Below are 17,981 nucleotides of genomic sequence, written 5' to 3' on the forward strand. Positions count from 1 at the left end.
CCTCGCCGCATATCGGCGAAGGCTCAAACAACAATCGCCTGCTCGCTTATGGTTCTCTCCTCACGCTTGTCTACCCACGATCAACCGTGCCGGTTCACTCACCCGCAGCGCTTTCGATCATGTCGAAATCGATGCGGCGGCCCTCTTCGTCAAAATAAAGGACGTGCTCCCAGTCGATGCGCACACCGACCTTTTGCCCTTCATTCACCGGAACGCTTTCATGACTGCGGACGCGCAAGGTGTGCGGGCCGTAGGTTAACGTGTAAATGTATTCATATCCGAGCGCTTCGATGACCGTTACGTTTGCCACAAAATTATGGTCCCCGTTTAAATCCGGTGTCAAAGCCAAATGTTCGGGGCGGACGCTTAAAGTGAACGACCGGTCGTCGTGGCGCGGATAGCCGATCAGGCCGATCGCCTCCCCGCTCCATTGCGTCAACAGTTTGCCTTGCCGCAGCATCACGGGAATGTGGTTGATCGGCGGGCTTCCGAGAAATTCCGCGACAAACCGGTGATCCGGCTTGTTGTACAGATCCATCGGCCGGCCGTAAGCCATCAAGACGCCGTCCTTCATCACCGCGATCTTATCGGCCATCGTCATCGCTTCCGTCTGGTCGTGTGTCACGAGCACGGCCGTAAAGCCCAATTCCTTTTGAATCCGGCGAATTTCCGAACGCATTTGCATGCGCAAGCTCGCGTCCAGGTTGGACAGCGGTTCATCCAACAGCAATAATTCCGGTTCTTTGACGAGCGCCCGCGCCAACGACACGCGCTGCTGCTGGCCGCCGGACAATTCCGCCGGTTTCCGTTTGAGCAGCTTTTCGATTTGCACGATTTCGGCCGCCTCATGAACCCGCTTTTTGATTTCCGAACGGCTCATTTTTTTGTTTGTGAGCGGGAAGGCAATGTTATCAAACACGGTCATGTGCGGATAAAGGGCATAGTTTTGGAAAACCATCCCGATTTTTCTTTCCTGCGGCGGGAGATGATTGACGACTTGATCGCCGAACTTAATGACGCCGTTCGTCGGCCGGTAAACGCCCGCCAGCATCATTAACGTCGTCGTCTTGCCGCAGCCGGACGGACCGAGAAGTACCACCATGTCGCCGTCTTCAATGTACAAATTCATGTTTTTCACGGCGAATTCCGAACCGAACCGTTTTTCGACGTTTTCCAACCTGACCTCCATCAGCCTTTCACTCCCCCTGAATAAATGTGCAGCAAATATTTTTGCGTGAACGTGTAAAAGAAGAGCACGGGGATGACGTAAAAGACGCCGACGGCTGCAACAAGCCCGTAATTGGCTTTATCGGCTTCGCTCATCAGCGAATTCACAAGGATGGAAAGCGTAGCGCTCGTCGAATTGGGCGCGAAAATATACGGGATCAAGAATTCGCTCCAGCCGGTGAGAAACGCAAAAATGCAGACGGCCGTCAGCCCCGGCCGAACAATCGGCATCACGATCTTCCGCCAAATTTTCCATCGCGACGCACCATCGACCATTGCCGCGATCTCCACGTCCCACGGCACGCTGTCGAAGAACCCTTTCATAATCCAAAGGGCGAACGGCGTTTCAAACGCGACCTTGACGATGACCGTCCCGGCAACCGTGTCATAAAGGCCGAGCGTTTTCAAAATCCAAAAAATCGCGATGATCAACGTTACGATCGGAAAAGCATGCAGAATGATGATGAACGACAGAAAATATCGGCGGCCGGGAAAGTTCAGGCGCGACACCGCATAAGCGCCCAGCGAAGCGATGAATACCTCCAGCACCATTACAAGGAACGCATAGATGCACGTGTTGGCAAGATACGGCCAAATGGTCGTGCCGCCGTCAAGCGGCTGCCAAAGGAACGTCCAGTTTTTGGCCGTCAAATGTTCCGGCACGATTCCGGTCATCCGGTCGCTGATCGATGCGAGAAACAGCCAGACGAACATAATGACGATCGGCAAGGTGATCGGAATCAATATCATGTAGGGCACCCACGATTTCTTCCGGTTTTCCGATTGCAACATAAAGCTCCCCCCTTCCTCAAGCGTTGATTTCGATCTTGGGATCGGTGACCATCGAGCGGAATTTAAAGAATTTCAAGTAAATGAAGGAAATGACGATGCCGAGGACGACGAGAACGACCGCAAGCGCCGCGCCCAAGCCGAACTTCGCATTGCCGTAATAGTTGGATAACGCCGTATGATAAGCGAACAACGACCAGACTTCGGTCGTGTAAAATCCGGGACCGCCGTTTGTCGTGAGCATAATGTATTCAAACGACGTGAGGAGCGAGAGCGTCTGATATACGGTCGTAAACAAGATCGCCCATTTCAATTGCGGCAAAATGATGCGCCGGATGATCTTCCAGTTGGAAGCGCCGTCGATTTCCGCAGCCAAAAACTGGCTCGGGGGAATCGATTGAATCGCTGAGCTGAACAAGATCATCCCCATCGATGCGCCGACGAGGCCGTTCAGCGCGAGGATGAACAACCACGGCTTGACGTACATCCAATTTTGCGGGTGCACGCCCAAGGGCGCCAGAAGTTGATTTAAGATCCCATACGGCTCATCGGCGGCCATGTATTTCATCATGAGCACATAGACAACGGACGGCGTGATCCTCGGCAAAAGCCAGACCATCCGGATCAAACCGCTGACATGCTCAGGAATAAACGCACAAGCGATCGCAATCACAAGTGCAAGTCCGACGTTAAAAACAATCAGCGTCCCGAAAACATAGAACAACGTATTTTTTAAAATCATCGGGATCCACGGGCTGTGCAAAATTTCTTGATAATTGCCCGTCCCGATCCACGAAAAACCCTTTAGACCGGTGGAAACGCTCATGTTCGTCGCGCTGATCGCAAGCGTCAAAAGGACCGGCGCGACGAAAAACCCGGCGATGATCAATAAAGCAGGTATTAAAAAAAGAAGGGGAAGCCGGTAGCGGCTCCACAAACCTTCTTTTTTAACCTCGACGTGCTTCACATGCGCCTCGGGTTTCGGCGCGGTGACCATCGCGCTCATTGGATCACCACCTGATTGCCCAACTTCTGCTTGATATCGGCCACGACCGTATTCAACGCCTTTTTCGGCGTCATTTGTCCGGACATGACCGCCGACAAGCCGCGGAAGACGGATTCGTCGTAGTCGCCGAATTTATCGTTGTTCGGCAAGTAATGCGTATAGTCGAGCATGTAGGTGATGTCGTTTAAGAATTTGTCTTTCTTATACTCCGGCACTTGATCCTCGCCTTTTAAGATGCCGATGTGGTTGCTGGTCACCGCATGTTTCGCGTTTAATTCCGGCGTCGTCGCATAGGCGAGCACTTCAGCTGCCAAATCTTTATGCTGGCTTTGCTTCGTGATCATGTAAACGAGGGGGTGAGACAGCGTCACCGGTTTGCCGCCTTTTTCAGCCGCCGGCAGCAACGCGTAGCCCAATTGGTTCCATTCTTTTTCGGACATGTTGTAGTCTTGCATCCATTGCGACGTCATCCACGAACCGCCTTGGATGATGAAGCTTTTGCCCGAGGTGACGACTTTATGCCAAATGTCCCAATCCATGCCGACGAAATGATCTTTAGTCAAACCATATTTTTGAGTGACGTCATAGAAGAATTGATATTCTTTCAAAAGCGCCTGTTTATCCAAAACGAGCTTGCCGCTTTCGTCTTGCATCTTTCCGCCAAAGTCATAGTACCACATATAAAAGTCTGAACCGGTGACGGGACGCGGCCAGAACGCGTAGCCTTTATCGACAATCCCTTTGTCTTGCGCTTCTTTTGCAAGATCGATGAGGTCATTCAGCGTGAAGTCGCCGTTTTTGATTTTTTCGGGCAGCTGGTTGATTTCCTCATCCGTCCAGCCAAGTTTCTTCATGACGTCTTTTTGATAGAAAATCGGGCGGGCTTCCACGTCTTGGGGAATGCCCCATTTTTCCCTTTGTAAGTCACCGAATTCCAAAGGGTGTCATAGACGTTGTCGAATTGCGAATATTTGTCGATGTACGTATCCAGCGGCACGATATAACCCGAAGACGACCACGGCGCGATGTCTTCGTGACCGCTCAAAATGATGTCGGGCGCTTTCTTCGATTCAACGGCAAGAATGAATTTTTGCCTATAATTGTTCCAGTCGCCGCCGTTGTCGATTTTACCGTCAATCTTAATGCGCGTTTTCTTGCCTTCCTCTTTAAATTTTTCATTCAGCTTTTCGGCCGCCGCTTCGATGTTTTTCAGACGGTAAGTTTCGGTCGGATTGGCGAATACCCAGACTTTTAAGGTGACCGTGTTTTTATCGCCGGAGGCCGATCCGCTGCTGTTATCTTTTTTCACCGTGCTGCAGCCGGTGAGCGCCGTGAACAAAAGGACAGACAAGATAGATGCCAAGACAATGAACTTTCGAAGTGAAAACGTCATATCCACCACCGACACTCCTTTGTTCATTTAGATTGGAATAAATATCCAATAAAATCCCAAAGAATTGTTCTAGAAGATAGTGACGTTTTTAAAAAACGAGTGGTCATTTTAGGTAATGTACAGATTTAATAGGGTGCAAGAATCATTTGGATAGATTTAGGCGGGTAATAAGAGGTGTACGCATGACTTAAGTGATGTTCGGGATGCAAGTGGCCAGCCGCCCACGGATTTTAGCGGCAGATCGGCACAGAGAGGCCCCCGACTCACCCCAAAGATGAAAGGCGGTGGTCTCCGCATGGGGCGCTAGCCGCGCCTCCCGAATCTAAGCAACGATGGCTAAGAAAAGGCCATGGAAAGCGGATGGTCATAACTGCTTTCATGGCACCATTTCATCGGTCATCCCTCCAAGGTCTCATCGTGGCACCATGAATGGGCAACATCCAGCGGCTTGACGCTCGACAAAAGACGAAAAAAGATAAGGAAATTTGCCCATTGAGCACGTATCAAATGATTCCACCATGGTGGTCGGGCGCTCGCAAGCGATCCAAAGAGTCAAATTAAAAAGTTTCAAACGCGAACGGTTTGAACAAAATTCTACGAAAAGCTCTTTTGATCCCTACCGATAAAACAGAGGAGCGCCAAGTCCGCAGCGTCATATCTTTTACGACGCAAGTCGCAAGAAAGCTTTCTAACAGCACGCGCCGTAAAATCCCGATATTATCTTAGCATACTCAACTATATTTTTCAAAACGGGAAAACTCTGACTAGATTCTTCCACACGAAAGCAAAAATATTTTCGTGTCGTCGTTTCAACCATGCTTTTTAGGAGCATCGCGCGCGGTATTCAACAAAGAGAGGTTTTGCGGAAATGCAGCGGCGCTGGGCGATGCCTTTTTTTGATGGTTGTCACGACCCCTCTCCGGTCCGCGCCAAAAAATAAAAAGCCCCCGCCGGAGCGAGGGCTTTCTGACTGGACGACATATGTTTTTCGATCCGGGCCGTCCGGGACGGGGCTGTCGGACTTCCGATGAAAAGCGGCGCTTCGCCGCGGTCCCCGTCGATGCGAGGCGCATCGAGCCACCGCAGCCCAATCGAGCTCAAGGCCGCCTGTTGACATGGCAGGCTTCACGTCGGCGCACGAAACGAGAAGGCTTCCATCTCCCCATCTCGGTTGACCGTCACCGGCATGCCCGGTTCCCGTGCGGTGCCAAAGCGACTAAGCTTGGTTCAAACGGGAGCGGAGATACGCGTCGATGAACACGTCGATGTCTCCGTCCATGACGGCTTGAACGTTGCCGACTTCCACGCCGGTCCGATGGTCTTTCACCATGGAGTACGGGTGGAAGACGTAAGAGCGGATTTGGTTGCCCCAAGCGATCTCCTTTTGTTCGCCGCGCAGCTCCGCCAATTCTTGCCGCTGCTTTTCCAATTCGAGCTGATAGAGTTTCGCTTTCAGCATTTTCATCGCTTTTTCACGGTTTTTAATCTGCGACCGTTCGGATTGGCAGGTCACAACCGTGTTCGTCGGCAAGTGGGTGATGCGCACGGCGGAGTCCGTCGTGTTGACGTGCTGGCCGCCGGCGCCGCTCGAACGGTACGTATCGATTTTTAAATCCTCCGGACGGATTTCGATTTCGATGTCATCGTCCATTTCCGGAAGCACTTCACATGAAACGAACGACGTGTGGCGGCGCCCCGACGCATCGAAGGGCGAAATGCGCACGAGCCGGTGAACGCCTTTTTCCGCTTTCAAATAACCATACGCATTATGGCCTTTGATCAACAAGGTGACGCTCTTGATGCCGGCTTCGTCGCCGGGCAAATAATCGAGCGTCTCGACGGTATAACCGTGATCCTCAGCCCAGCGCTGATACATTCGCAGCAGCATGGACGCCCAGTCTTGCGATTCGGTGCCGCCGGCGCCCGGATGCAATTCGAGAATCGCGTTGTTTTTGTCCATCGGTTCGTTGAGCAGCATTTCAAGTTCGTATTGATCGAACTTTCCGCGCAACGCCTTCAAGTTCTCTTCCAGTTCTTTGCGGAGATCCGGATCGTCTTCCTCTTTTAAAAGCTCGTAGGAGACTTCCAAGTCCTCGAGGCCTTGATCCAATTCCCGGAACGTCTCGACTTTTTCTTTTAAGGCGTTCGCCTCGGCGATGACCTTCTGGGCGTTTTCCTGATCATCCCAAAAGCCGGGGAGCGCCATTTGTTCCTCTATGACTTGTATGCGTTCTTCCTTCGCAGCTAAGTCAAAGAGACCCCCTAAAATCTTCGAGCCGCTTTTTCATGGCCTGCAGCTCGTTTTTTATTTCAGTCAATTCCATCGCACTCACTCCGTTTCAGAAATTCATCCCTCATGGGCGCAAAGAAGTCCCGAGACGACCGGCCTTGCCCGGATGAAGCGGGCTTTGGCCGTTCATCCCTTTCGGCGGATTGGCCAAGAGACCGTTCATGCAGCCTCATCCAGGTGAAACCGCAAACGGCCGGCCGTTCACCCCGCTTTTTGCGCGCCATAAATCATTATATCGAATGCGGGCCGGCCGGAAAACCTCAAGCAAACCGGCCGTGGCAATTTTTATATTTTTTCCCGCTGCCGCACGGGCACGGATCATTGCGGCCGACTTTTTTCCCTTTGACGATCGGCTTTTTCTTCACGGGTTCCCCGCCGTCCGCACCCGGCCGGACGGCTTCGCCTTCCGCTACTTTTTGCCTTTGCATGTTTTCTTCAATTTCGGCCTTCATGATGTACATGACGACGTCTTCTTCGATGGATTCCACCATTTCTTCGAACATCCGGAAGCCTTCAATTTGGTATTCGCGGAACGGGTCGACTTGGCCGTATGCGCGCAGGTGGATGCCTTCGCGCAACTGTTCCATCGCATCGATGTGGTCCATCCACTTCATGTCGACGGTCCTGAGCAAGATGATGCGTTCAAACTCGCGCATTTGCTCAGGAGAGAAGGCTTCTTCTTTCTTCTTGTATTTCGCGACGGCTTTTTCATACAGCCAATCGACGATTTCGTCGGCATCCTTGTCCTTCAAATCGTCGACCGTGATTTCGCCTTCGTCGAAAATCTTGGCGTTCATGTAATCGACGATGGCCTTCAAATCCCATTCCTCTGGAAGTTCGTCGTCGCCCGCGTGCGCCTGCACGTTGCGCTCGATGACCGATTTCATCATCGCTTTGATATCTTCGCTCAAATCCTCGGAATCGAGCACTTCATAACGTTGTTTGTAAATGATTTCGCGCTGTTGCCGCATGACGTCGTCAAACTGCAGCAGCTGTTTCCGGGCGTCGAAGTTGTTGCCCTCGACCCGTTTCTGCGCCGATTCCACCGATCTCGTGACCAATTTGCTTTCGATCGGTTGGTCGTCGGACATGCCGAGGCGGTCCAGCATGGCCTGCATCCGCTCCGAACCGAACCGGCGCATCAATTCATCTTCCAAGGACAGATAAAATTGGGAAACGCCCGGATCGCCTTGCCGCCCGGCGCGGCCGCGCAATTGGTTGTCAATGCGGCGGGATTCATGGCGCTCGGTGCCGATGATGTATAAACCGCCGAGTTCTTTCACGCCTTCGCCGAGCTTAATATCCGTCCCGCGGCCGGCCATGTTCGTCGCGATCGTGACCGCGCCTTTTTGGCCGGCCTGAGCGATGATTTCCGCTTCCTTCGCATGGTTTTTCGCGTTTAAAACGTTGTGGGGAATGCCGCGTTTTTTAAGCATGTCGGACAAAAGTTCCGACGTTTCGACGGAAACGGTCCCGACGAGCACCGGCTGCCCCGTTTTATGGGCGCGGACGATCTCATTGACGACGGCCTTAAATTTGCCTTCCATCGTTTTGAAAATGAGATCGGGTTTGTCGATGCGGCGCACCGGCTTGTTCGTCGGAATTTCGATGACATCCATGTTGTAGATGCTTTGGAATTCTTCTTCTTCCGTTTTCGCCGTCCCGGTCATGCCCGCCAGCTTTTTGTACATGCGGAAATAGTTTTGGAACGTGATCGTCGCAAGCGTCTTCGATTCGCGTTGGATGGGCAAGCCTTCCTTCGCTTCAATCGCCTGATGCAGGCCTTCGCTGTAGCGACGTCCGGGCATGAGACGACCGGTAAACTGGTCGACGATGACGATCTCGCCGTCCTGAACGACGTAATCCGTGTCGCGGCGCATGATCGCATGCGCCTTCAGCGCTTGATGAATGTGGTGGTTGAGCGACACGTTCTTGTAATCGTACAGGTTGTCGATTTTGAAATATTTTTCGGCCTTGGTGATGCCCTCTTCGGTGAGTTGCACCGTTTTCGTTTTTAAGTCGACCGTATAATCCTCGCCTTCTTTCAGCAAGCGGACGAATTGGTTGGCTTGCGTGTAGAGGGCGGTCGATTTCTCCGCATTGCCTGAGATGATGAGCGGGGTGCGGGCTTCATCGATGAGAATTGAGTCGACTTCGTCGATGATCGCGAAATTGAGCGGGCGCTGCACCATTTCCTCTTTATACAGCACCATGTTGTCCCGCAAATAGTCGAAGCCGAATTCGTTGTTCGTCCCGTACGTGATGTCCGCTTGGTAAGCGGCCTTCTTCTCCTCATGGGAAAGATTGGAAACGTTCAAGCCCACACTCATGCCGAGGAAGTTGAAAAGCTTGCCCATTTGCTCGGCATCGCGTTGCGCGAGATATTCATTCACGGTGACGAGATGCACGCCTTCCCCGGTGAGCGCGTTCAAGTAAAGCGGCATTGTGGCGACCAAGGTTTTCCCTTCACCGGTTTTCATCTCCGCGATATTGCCTTGATGCAGCACGATCGCGCCGAGCAATTGGACATAAAACGGCGTCATGCCGAGAACGCGCGTCGACGCTTCACGGACGACCGCATAGGCTTCGGGGAGGAGATCATCCAATGATTCGCCATCGGCGTAACGCTTTTTAAATTCCTCCGTTTTCATGCGCAGTTCGGCGTCCGAAAGCTTCTTCATGTCGTCGGCCATGGCGTCGATTTCATCGGCGATCCGCTTGATTTTCGCGAGCTGGCGTTGGCTCGGATCAAGCAGTTTTTTTAATAAACCCATTATTATACACCTCGTTTATCGTAAAAGGCAGACTTCCTTGCTTTGAGAGAAAGAACGGTTTGAAACCCGCTTGAACGGATCGAAAGCCGTTTTCGGGATCACATATTTATTCGAACCGCTTTGGGGAGCGACCGACCGTATCGTACAAATCACTCTACCATTTTAACAATTTTAAGAAACAGCCGCAATCAATGGAAGGCAACGGATGGCGGGCGGGTTCGCGAAAGATGGGGAGGTTCGTCGGAAAACCGCGGCGAGGAAGGCTGAGCATTTGCGCGAAAAAGACGGCCGCGGCGTTGCCCGGTGAAGGATATCCCGTTCGCCGCACGGCGGCGCCATCGGTACGTTTTTTATCGATTTTAATCCTTGCGGCGCGGCGCGTCCACAGACATGCTTCACCCGCCGAGGCAACGGACCGAGCGCTTTTCGGCGCGCAGCGATCAAATTTTGCTGGAAAAATCCGACCGCAGGCGGAGAAAAAAACGAACCGGAGGGCCATCACTTTCGGAGACCGGAACCCTTAATATAAAATCACGAATTCCGCAAGCAAAGAGGCGCCTAAATAACAGAACAGCGGAAGCGCCTTCACATGACCGCATCCGCATGAAGAACGATTCACCAATCATTGCAAGGAGGGAACGACGTGCCGATCCTCTATGAAGTCTCCCATGTCGAAAAAACGTACAAAAAAGGTAAAGTGCGCGCCAATCGCGACATTTCGTTTACCGTGCAACAGGGCGAAATCCTCGGGGTTTTCGGGCCGAACGGGGCGGGAAAATCGACGCTGATCAAGCAGCTCGTCGGCCATATCAAACCGACATCGGGGGAAATCCGCTTCGAAGGCAAGGACATTTTTAAACAAACCAACCGCCTCGCCCGGCTCGTCTCCTACTACGCGCAAGAACCGCACGCACTGACGAGCTTAAAAGTGCGCGAAGTGATCACGTTTACCGGCCGGTTGCGCGGCATGCCAAAGCGCGCGGCGGAACGGGAAGCCGATATCTTGTTAGAGCAGCTCCATCTGACCGACGTCCAACACAAGCTGCTCAAGCGCATCTCCGGCGGGCAAAAGCGGCTCGTCGGCATCGCGGCCGCCTTGATCGGCGACATGAAGGCGCTCATCCTTGACGAGCCGACGAATGAGCTCGATCCGGAGAACCGCCGCCTCGTCTGGAATTTGATCTTGGAATACAACCGAACGCGCGGCGTCACCGTCTTGCTCGTCACCCACAACGTTCTGGAAGCCGAGCAGGTCGTCGATCGCGTCATGGTCATCGACCGCGGCCAACTGCTGGCCATCGACACCGTCGGCAGATTAAAACAGCTCGTCGATCAACGCCTGCGCATCGAAGTCACCTCCCGTTTCGGCGAACGGGAAAAAACCGAAAACGCGCTCAAAAAATGGGGCGAAGTCATCGTCCTGAGCGAAAACCGCCTGCGCCTGATGGTCGATAAACATCGAGCGAGCGCGATCGTGAGCGAAATCATCGAACAGAGCGACGCCATCGCCTGCGAGGAATACAAGCTGATCCCGCCGAGCCTCGAAGACGTCTATTTCCATCTCGGCGGAAAGGAGGCGCTCACCCATGGGAACTGAACGCCCGCTCGTCCAAGAAGCCGTTCAGCCTCACGGTGAACGGGCCGCCGAAGCCCAGCACATCCGGCAAAAGCTAAACGAAATATGGATTTTGTTCCGCATTCAGTTTGCGGAAATCCGCGAATCGTGGATTTGGATTTTCTTCATGGCCTCGATGTTTCCCTTTTCAACGTTGCTGTTTTTAAAATTTTATACGGTAAATCCGACGCCGGAAGCGATGATCCGCATCATCGTCGGCAACATGGTCTTTGCGGTCATCGTCATGGGCATCAACGCGCTGGCGCAAGAAATCTCTTGGCAAAAGCATCAAGGGCATTTCGTCTATTACGCCTCGCTGCCGATTTCGAAGCTCAATTTCGTTCTCGCCGTTTTTCTGCGCGGTTTTCTGACGTCATTTCCATCGGTCGTCATCATCGCCGCGATCGGCCAGCTCATCTACGGCATCCATTTTCACTACAGCTTCGGCCTGATTCCCGTTTTCCTGCTGTCGATGCTCGCCTGTGTCGGCATCGGAACGATGATCGGGTTCGTTTCGCCGAACCACCAATTCACCAATTTGCTCGCGCAAACGCTGCTCATGGTCATCAGCTTCCTGTCGCCGGTCATGGTGACGATGGAGATGCTGCCGAAAATGCTGCAATGGCTCAGCTATCTCTTCCCGACGACGTACGTGGCGAACGCCTTTCGCGACTTGTTCATCCACGGCTGGACGCACGCGGTGACCGTGAACACCGCGGTGTTGAGCGGCTACGTGATCTTGTCGTTCCTCGTGATTTACCGATTCGTCGAATGGCGCGTGGAACGCTGACCAAACCGAAGCCGGGATCGGTTCCCAAAAACAAAAGGCAAGCCCGCAAGACGAAAGCACATCTTACGGGCTTGCCTCCTATGTTTTTATGTGCGTTCAAGCCGGCCGCCGCCCCTGTACATCGAAGAGAAACCTAAGCGCCTGCCTTCCGGATCGGACCGGTCCTCTTATTGCGCCTCGTCTTCGTCTTCTTCACCCGGCTTTTTCGCCAACGCTTCCAGCTTCGGCGCCAATACATCAATCAGATCAAAGATAACCGAGTAAACCCAGGCCATGACCAATCTTCCCAAAACGGAGAGCGAAACATCCGCCATAAGCAAGTCGATCAAGGAGATATAACCCGCCAGCAAGAGATAACCCGTGATCGCTTCAACGAGCCCTCTCGCCTTTTTCAACCGGGACAAGAAGAGATCAAGCAAAACGGCGACGGGGTAGGCGACAATGACCGAAAACGACATGGCGACCGAAAACACGATCAACGCGCCCCGCGTCGGAATCGAAATTCCCAAAAACGGAAAGCGCGACAATCCGAAAAGAAGCGCGTAATTGATAAACAACGGAATCATCAATGCCCATGCAACAATCAAAAGAACGATGAAGAATGGCAAAATCGTTTTCTTCAAAAAGCATGACCCGCTTTCTATCTATGACCGGGATGTTTTCCTTTCCCGTCACGACTGGACATTCAAGATGGCGAAGCTTTTATCGGCATTTTGCGCACCGTCCGATCCGGCGGCGCCATCGCCCGCCGCGATAAAGACGTCCATCATTGATCATTATACCAAAAGTTTTAATCGGAACCCCCGAGCTATAAGAGGAAATGCCGGCCGAACATCGACATCGGTTGATTATGAGACCAGGTTTGTTTAGGCCGCAAAACCGTCTGCTCCGAAGACCGCGCGCCTTTCCCGTTGCCATGCTTTTTTTCCGTCCATGACCAATGCGCAGCTCTGTGCCCCCCGCTGTTTTTATCTCCGTTCATAATAAAGGCGAAGAAAAGACTCTTTTGTAACGGGCCGTTCGGTGAACCCGCACCGAATCGCCAACTGCATGACCGGCGGCGGTTCGACGCCTGCTTTTTTGAGCGCCTCTTCATTTGCGAAGACGGCTTCAGGCGGACCGTCCAAGAGGATTTCGCCGTGCGCCATGACGACGATGCGTTCAAAACATTCGGCGGCAAACGCCATGTCGTGCAAAACGGCGAGAACAAGCTTGCCTTGGCCCTTCAAATCCTCAAGGATCGCCTTTAACGTTCGGATGCCTTTTTCGTCTTGCCCCATCGTCGGTTCATCAAAAATGACGATGTCCGTATCCATCGCAAGCACCGAAGCCGCCGCGACGAGTTTCCGCTCCGACAGGCTCAAATCGTACGGGTTTACATCTTTCTTATGAAACAAGCCAACCGTCCGCAGCGCCGCCGCCGTGCGGGCTTCCGCCTCTCGCGCATCCATGATGCGCCGCGGACCGAAAGCGACTTCATCAAAAACCTTATGCTTGAAAATTTGCTCGTTGGGGTTTTGAAAGATCAAGCCGATTTCGCCGGCGAGTTTGGCGGCGCTCGTATCCTTCGTATTCTTGCCGTTGATCAAAATGTCGCCCCGCTCAGGAACCAATAAGCCCTTCAACAGTTTCATGAGCGTCGACTTGCCGGCGCCGTTCTGTCCGATAAACGCCGTCGATTCGCCGCCTAGATCGAGAGAGACGTCGTTCAACGCCCAACCCGTCCGTTTGTCGTAAGAAAAAAAGACATGATCGACTCTAATTTCAGCCACGATGTTTCACCAACCATTCGGCGGCGCCTTCCAGCGTAACAGGCACCGTTTCGGCGGATATTCCGCCCGCCTTCTGAACGGTTCGAACGATCTCCGTGTATACGGGCCGGCGGACGGAGATTCCGGAAAAATCCATGGCAAAAAGGCGCTCCGGCGTGTCGAAGGCGACGAGCCGGCCGCCGTGCATGAGCATGATCCGGTCGGCATGCCGCGCCAAGCGTTCCATTTGATGCGAGACGACGAGAACGGTCACGCCGTTTCGGCTCAACGTTTCGATCGCTTCAAACACCTCGGTCGCCCCTTGGGGATCCAATTGCGACGTCGGCTCATCAAAAATCATGATCTCCGGACGCATGGCGATCATGCCAGCGATCGCCACGCGCTGCATTTGTCCACCGGATAGGGCGAACGGCGATTTATCGCGAACCTCGGCGAGATTCAGCAGCTCGATCGCCTCGTCGACCCGCTCGATAATGGTTGACCGCGGCAAGCCGAGATTTTCCAAGCCAAAGGCAATTTCTTCGTACACTGTCAGCTTCGCCCCGGTGATCTGCACCACGGGATTTTCAAAAACCATGCCGACGATCGTTGAAAGTTCGCCGACGCTCGTCTCATGGACGGTTTTCCCCGCAACGGTCACCGTCCCGCCGTAGGCGCCCTTGTGAAAATGCGGAACCAATCCGTTGAGCGCCTGGCAGAGCGTCGATTTGCCCGCCCCGTTTTCGCCAATGATGCCGATGAACTCGCCCTTGTCGATGGAAAACGAAAGATGATCCAAAGCGAGTTCATCCTGCATCGGATATTTGTATCGCAAGGCTTCCGCTTTAATGATGCTCATCCCACCAGCCTCCAAACAACCGCCAAAATAATGGCAGCAAGACACATGATGCGCAACGCGACGTCCGCCGGATGCTTTTTTCTCACATGCAAAAAGGTGCGTTTGGTTTTGCTGTTAAAAGCGCGGACTTCCAGGGCCATGGCGCGGTCTTTCGTTTCGACAAAAGCGTTCATGACCACGGGGCCGATCAGCGGGAAAAAGGCTTTGATCCGGTCGAGCAAACGGCCGTCCGTCTCGAGCCCGCGAGCGCGCTGGGCATCGGTGATCCGCTGCAAGGCGTTCGCCATTTGCGGAATGATTTGCAACACCGCGTTCAATACATAGCCGATCTCGGGCGGCAAGCCTTTTTCCATCAGCGCTTGAATAAGGTCCGACGGCTTGGTCGTCAGGACGAGAAGAGAAAATGCCCCGAGGATGCCGATGACGCGCAAGCTCAACAAGGCGGCGTAACTTAAGCCTTCCTTATAAAAATAAAGGGGCCCAATGCGGAAGACGAGCGCATGATTGTCCGGCATGAACATCCCTTGTATGATGAATATCGACAAAAGAACGGGCGCGACGAACCCGAGCAGCGGCAACACTTTCGTCACCACCCGACCCGCTGCCAGTAAAATGTACGTGACGGCCGCGACGAGGAGCGCCACGCTCTTTACCGGACAGATAAACGGGACCGTCACGGCGGCCGCGATATAACAAAGCTTGGTCAGCGGATCCAAGCGGTGGATGACGGAAGGGCGGTCAACGTATAAGCTCATAGCTTTCAAAAAGGCTCACCGTCCAGCGTTAAAGGACATCGGTATGGTTTTGTCGATCGAATTGTTGCAGGAAAGTCTTCGGCAGGCCGCGGAAGATCAAATAACCGATGAAAACGGTGATGATTTTGTCGGGCACATCGACGACCCATTCGTCAAGGAACGAGGATAGCCAAACCGGAAAGTGATGGGCGATGAGCGCGGCGTACAAGGAATCGCCCCAGACGTTCCCCGTCTGACCGCCCCAAAAAATGATATTAATGGGCGTCGACACGACGCTCGCCACCAAGACGGCAACCAGCCCGACGATTAAGGCTTTGCCGGCATTTTCAATCCAGCCTTTATAGGCCATGGCGCCCACCGCCAATCCGAGGAACAAGCTCGTGAACGCGTAAGCAAAAGAAATGGGATCGAGCGTCAAACCGTAAATGATGTTGTTGATCGCACCGCTGAGCGCGCCAACAACGGGGCCGCCAATCATAGCGGCGAGCACTGTACCGATGGCATCGAGCCAAAGCGGCAGCTTCAGGAATCCGGCAATCATCTTGCCGATATAATTGATCCCGACGGCCGCCGGGATGAGGACGAGCGAAGCGGTGGACAATTTGAAGCTCCACATGCTGGTTTTCATCGTTTCCAACCCCTTTTCTTTATGGCTGTCCTTCTTGTTGTCAAATGTGGAATGGCTTTTTCTTTCCACGATCAAACCCGGCCGCCCACCGAAGGGCGAACGACGTGATTTTTTGTCGATCCATAGGCGGTTTCAAGCGCCGCCTCCGGATCCCTGGCACTCCAAGACATCGGGTAATTGCGCTTTCCTCAGTCCCGCCGTATGGCGACAGCAAGCAACGGACGGCGGAAATAAAGTCAATTTGGATCGACAGGCGTCATGACATATATATTGTCTTGTCACTTATATTGACATAAAAACGCACCTTTGACAATCTTTTTTTATCGTGCAAAGGATGATGGGAAGCCGTGCGGCGATCAGGACGATCGCATGCAATGTCGCGCGGTTTTCGGTATAATTTTTGAAAGATCGGCATTGCCGATTTGCATAACCGGCCGACGGCAGACTTTCGCAATCCGTATGCATGCGATGACCGCGTGCCGATTGGTTCACTTGTGCATCTCTGCTATCCCTTTAGGAAGAATTGCGGCAGGCGTTTGGATCTCAGGAGGGAAAATCATGCGGGATAAAAGCGATAAAGTGCTTGGAAAAGAACGGCGCGATTACATCTTGTCGCGGCTGAAAACGAGCGATCAACCGCTCACGGGACGGGCGCTCGCCGACGAAACGAACGTGAGCCGCCAAGTCATCGTGCAGGACATCTCGCTTCTCAAGGCGAGCGGCGAACCGATCATCGCGACGTCCCGCGGTTATGTCTATTTGAAAAAGAACGGAACCAACGAACGAATGACCAAAGTCGTCGCCGTCCGCCACCGTCCCGAGGACACCAAAAAAGAATTATACACATTGGTCGACTACGGCGTGACCGTCAAAAACGTCATCGTCGAACATCCGCTTTACGGCGATTTGACGGGGTCGTTAATGTTGCAAAACCGGCGCGACGTCGACGATTTTTTGGCGGAACTCGCGGCAAAAAAAGCGGCGCTGCTGTCTGACCTGACCGGCGGCATCCACCTGCATACCCTCGAAGCCGATTCCGCGGAGCGGATGGATCAGGCCGTCGCTGCGCTGAAAAAACTCGGCTTTTTATTGGAATAAAGACCGTTGCGATCTGCGCCGGCAGCCCGTTGTTCATGAAAAGAACACTTGGTTTATATTTATGTCAAACGCTTGATCAATATTTTATGATCGATCCAACCCGAAAAAAGCCGTTAAACGAACCCATCGAGCGTGAGGTGGCAGGGACGCCGGCTCTCCCACGAATCCCCTATCCAATATGAAAAAGCCGAGGCGGGCAAACCCGGCCGTCGGCTTTCAGCTCGTTCATCGCTCCTATCATCGAATCCATCCGTTATTTCCATTTATAGTATTTAAGCCTCTTGTTCAATCAACCCGTATTTCCCGTCTTTTCGACGATAGACGACATTCGTCTCGCCGGTTTCGGCATTGGAGAAAACGAAGAAGTCGTGACCAAGCATGTCCATTTGCAAAATGGCTTCTTCCACGGTCATCGGCTTCAGATTGAAGCGTTTTTTGCGAACGACTTCGAATTGGGGCTCTTCTTCCACTTCCGGTTGGATGGCGTTGGCCCCTTCGACGCCGTATGATCCTGCTTTCAGGTCCCCGTTAAACTGCCGGCTCTTGCGATTGATCTTCGTCTTATACTTGCGGATTTGCCGCTCCAGTTTCTCGATGACGAGATCAATCGCCGCGTACATATCTTCGTGCCCTTCTTCTGCCCTTAAAAGAAGGCCTTGCATCGGGATCGTGACCTCGACCACTTGCTCGTTGTTGTGCACGTGCATGTTTACGCGCACATCATCGAGCGGAGCATCGAAATATTTTTCGAGCCTTGAAAGCTTTTTCTCTGCATAATTACGGAGCGAGGTCGTCACCTCAAGATTTTCGCCGCGGATGTTGACCACCATCGGGGAACTCCTCCTTTGCAGTTTATATTCATACTATTCGACACGGTTGTTCATTATCCCTCTATCGTTTGCGAAAATTATAAGCGATTTCAGCTTTCAAAGAAGTGACGTCCGTCACACGCGCTGGAAGCGGTGCCGCGCGTTTTTTCTTTCCCTGCAAAAAAACGGTTATTTGC

The 17,981-nt window shown here is 53.0% G+C and carries 14 protein-coding genes and 1 pseudogene; 3 read left to right on the plus strand and 12 right to left on the minus strand.

Annotation, left to right across the window (positions count from 1 at the left end; translation table 11 throughout):
- Positions 1 to 94 precede the first annotated feature (94 nt).
- The 6 genes and pseudogenes from CCB157_RS00510 to secA form a co-directional block, all read right to left on the minus strand.
- A complete protein-coding gene (locus CCB157_RS00510) occupies positions 95 to 1,189 on the minus strand; it encodes an ABC transporter ATP-binding protein (RefSeq protein WP_077613964.1) in 1,095 nt (364 codons plus the stop codon).
- Positions 1,189 to 2,019 (minus strand): carbohydrate ABC transporter permease, encoded by an 831-nt coding sequence (locus CCB157_RS00515; protein WP_077613965.1) that lies wholly within the window; start codon positions 2,017 to 2,019, stop codon positions 1,189 to 1,191. The genes CCB157_RS00510 and CCB157_RS00515 overlap by 1 nt, the downstream gene beginning before the upstream one ends.
- 16 nt (positions 2,020 to 2,035) lie before the next feature.
- Complete coding sequence (locus CCB157_RS00520; protein ID WP_202970035.1) at positions 2,036 to 3,022, minus strand: carbohydrate ABC transporter permease; 987 nt, start codon at positions 3,020 to 3,022, stop codon at positions 2,036 to 2,038.
- A pseudogene (locus tag CCB157_RS17880) lies at positions 3,019 to 4,442 on the minus strand (sugar ABC transporter substrate-binding protein). The gene CCB157_RS00520 and the pseudogene CCB157_RS17880 overlap by 4 nt, the downstream one beginning before the upstream one ends.
- 1,189 nt (positions 4,443 to 5,631) lie before the next feature.
- A protein-coding gene (gene prfB, locus CCB157_RS00540; protein WP_143286860.1) for a peptide chain release factor 2 occupies positions 5,632 to 6,739 on the minus strand; the annotation gives its coding sequence in 2 pieces (ribosomal slippage) (positions 5,632 to 6,666 and positions 6,668 to 6,739; 1,107 coding nt in all).
- 226 nt (positions 6,740 to 6,965) lie between these two features.
- On the minus strand, positions 6,966 to 9,482 hold the full coding sequence (secA, locus tag CCB157_RS00545) for a preprotein translocase subunit SecA (RefSeq protein ID WP_077613970.1): 2,517 nt from the start codon (positions 9,480 to 9,482) through the stop codon (positions 6,966 to 6,968).
- A gap of 640 nt (positions 9,483 to 10,122) precedes the next feature.
- Here secA and CCB157_RS00555 point away from each other — a divergent pair.
- Together CCB157_RS00555 and CCB157_RS00560 are read left to right on the plus strand one after the other, a co-directional pair.
- Positions 10,123 to 11,076, plus strand: coding sequence for an ABC transporter ATP-binding protein (locus CCB157_RS00555; protein WP_077613972.1), 954 nt, complete (start codon positions 10,123 to 10,125; stop codon positions 11,074 to 11,076).
- Positions 11,066 to 11,884 (plus strand): ABC transporter permease, encoded by an 819-nt coding sequence (locus CCB157_RS00560; protein WP_077613973.1) that lies wholly within the window; start codon positions 11,066 to 11,068, stop codon positions 11,882 to 11,884. The genes CCB157_RS00555 and CCB157_RS00560 overlap by 11 nt, the downstream gene beginning before the upstream one ends.
- 167 nt (positions 11,885 to 12,051) lie before the next feature.
- Here CCB157_RS00560 and CCB157_RS00565 read toward each other — a convergent pair whose 3' ends face one another.
- The 5 genes from CCB157_RS00565 to CCB157_RS00585 form a co-directional block, all read right to left on the minus strand.
- A complete protein-coding gene (locus CCB157_RS00565; protein WP_077613974.1) occupies positions 12,052 to 12,507 on the minus strand; it encodes a hypothetical protein in 456 nt (151 codons plus the stop codon).
- Between the two features lie 345 nt (positions 12,508 to 12,852).
- Positions 12,853 to 13,656: an energy-coupling factor ABC transporter ATP-binding protein gene (locus CCB157_RS00570; protein WP_077613975.1), complete on the minus strand. Its 804-nt coding sequence runs from the start codon at positions 13,654 to 13,656 to the stop codon at positions 12,853 to 12,855.
- Positions 13,649 to 14,494 (minus strand): energy-coupling factor ABC transporter ATP-binding protein, encoded by an 846-nt coding sequence (locus CCB157_RS00575; RefSeq protein WP_077613976.1) that lies wholly within the window; start codon positions 14,492 to 14,494, stop codon positions 13,649 to 13,651. The genes CCB157_RS00570 and CCB157_RS00575 overlap by 8 nt, the downstream gene beginning before the upstream one ends.
- On the minus strand, positions 14,491 to 15,249 hold the full coding sequence (locus tag CCB157_RS00580) for an energy-coupling factor transporter transmembrane component T family protein (protein WP_238594544.1): 759 nt from the start codon (positions 15,247 to 15,249) through the stop codon (positions 14,491 to 14,493). Before CCB157_RS00580 ends, CCB157_RS00575 begins: the two co-directional genes overlap by 4 nt.
- Positions 15,250 to 15,277: 28 nt before the next feature.
- On the minus strand, positions 15,278 to 15,946 hold the full coding sequence (locus CCB157_RS00585; RefSeq protein ID WP_439951300.1) for an ECF transporter S component: 669 nt from the start codon (positions 15,944 to 15,946) through the stop codon (positions 15,278 to 15,280).
- A gap of 489 nt (positions 15,947 to 16,435) precedes the next feature.
- Here CCB157_RS00585 and CCB157_RS00595 point away from each other — a divergent pair, with 489 nt between their 5' ends.
- Positions 16,436 to 16,975, plus strand: coding sequence for a transcription repressor NadR (locus tag CCB157_RS00595; RefSeq protein WP_077613979.1), 540 nt, complete (start codon positions 16,436 to 16,438; stop codon positions 16,973 to 16,975).
- A 272-nt stretch (positions 16,976 to 17,247) separates the two neighbouring features.
- On the opposite strand, the gene hpf is transcribed toward CCB157_RS00595, so the two are convergent.
- Positions 17,248 to 17,805, minus strand: a complete 558-nt coding sequence (hpf, locus tag CCB157_RS00600) for a ribosome hibernation-promoting factor, HPF/YfiA family (protein ID WP_077613980.1) — start codon at positions 17,803 to 17,805, stop codon at positions 17,248 to 17,250.
- Positions 17,806 to 17,981 lie beyond the last annotated feature (176 nt).

Source organism: Caenibacillus caldisaponilyticus (assembly GCF_002003465.1).
Classification (GTDB): Bacteria; Bacillota; Bacilli; order Bacillales; family Sporolactobacillaceae; genus Caenibacillus; species Caenibacillus caldisaponilyticus.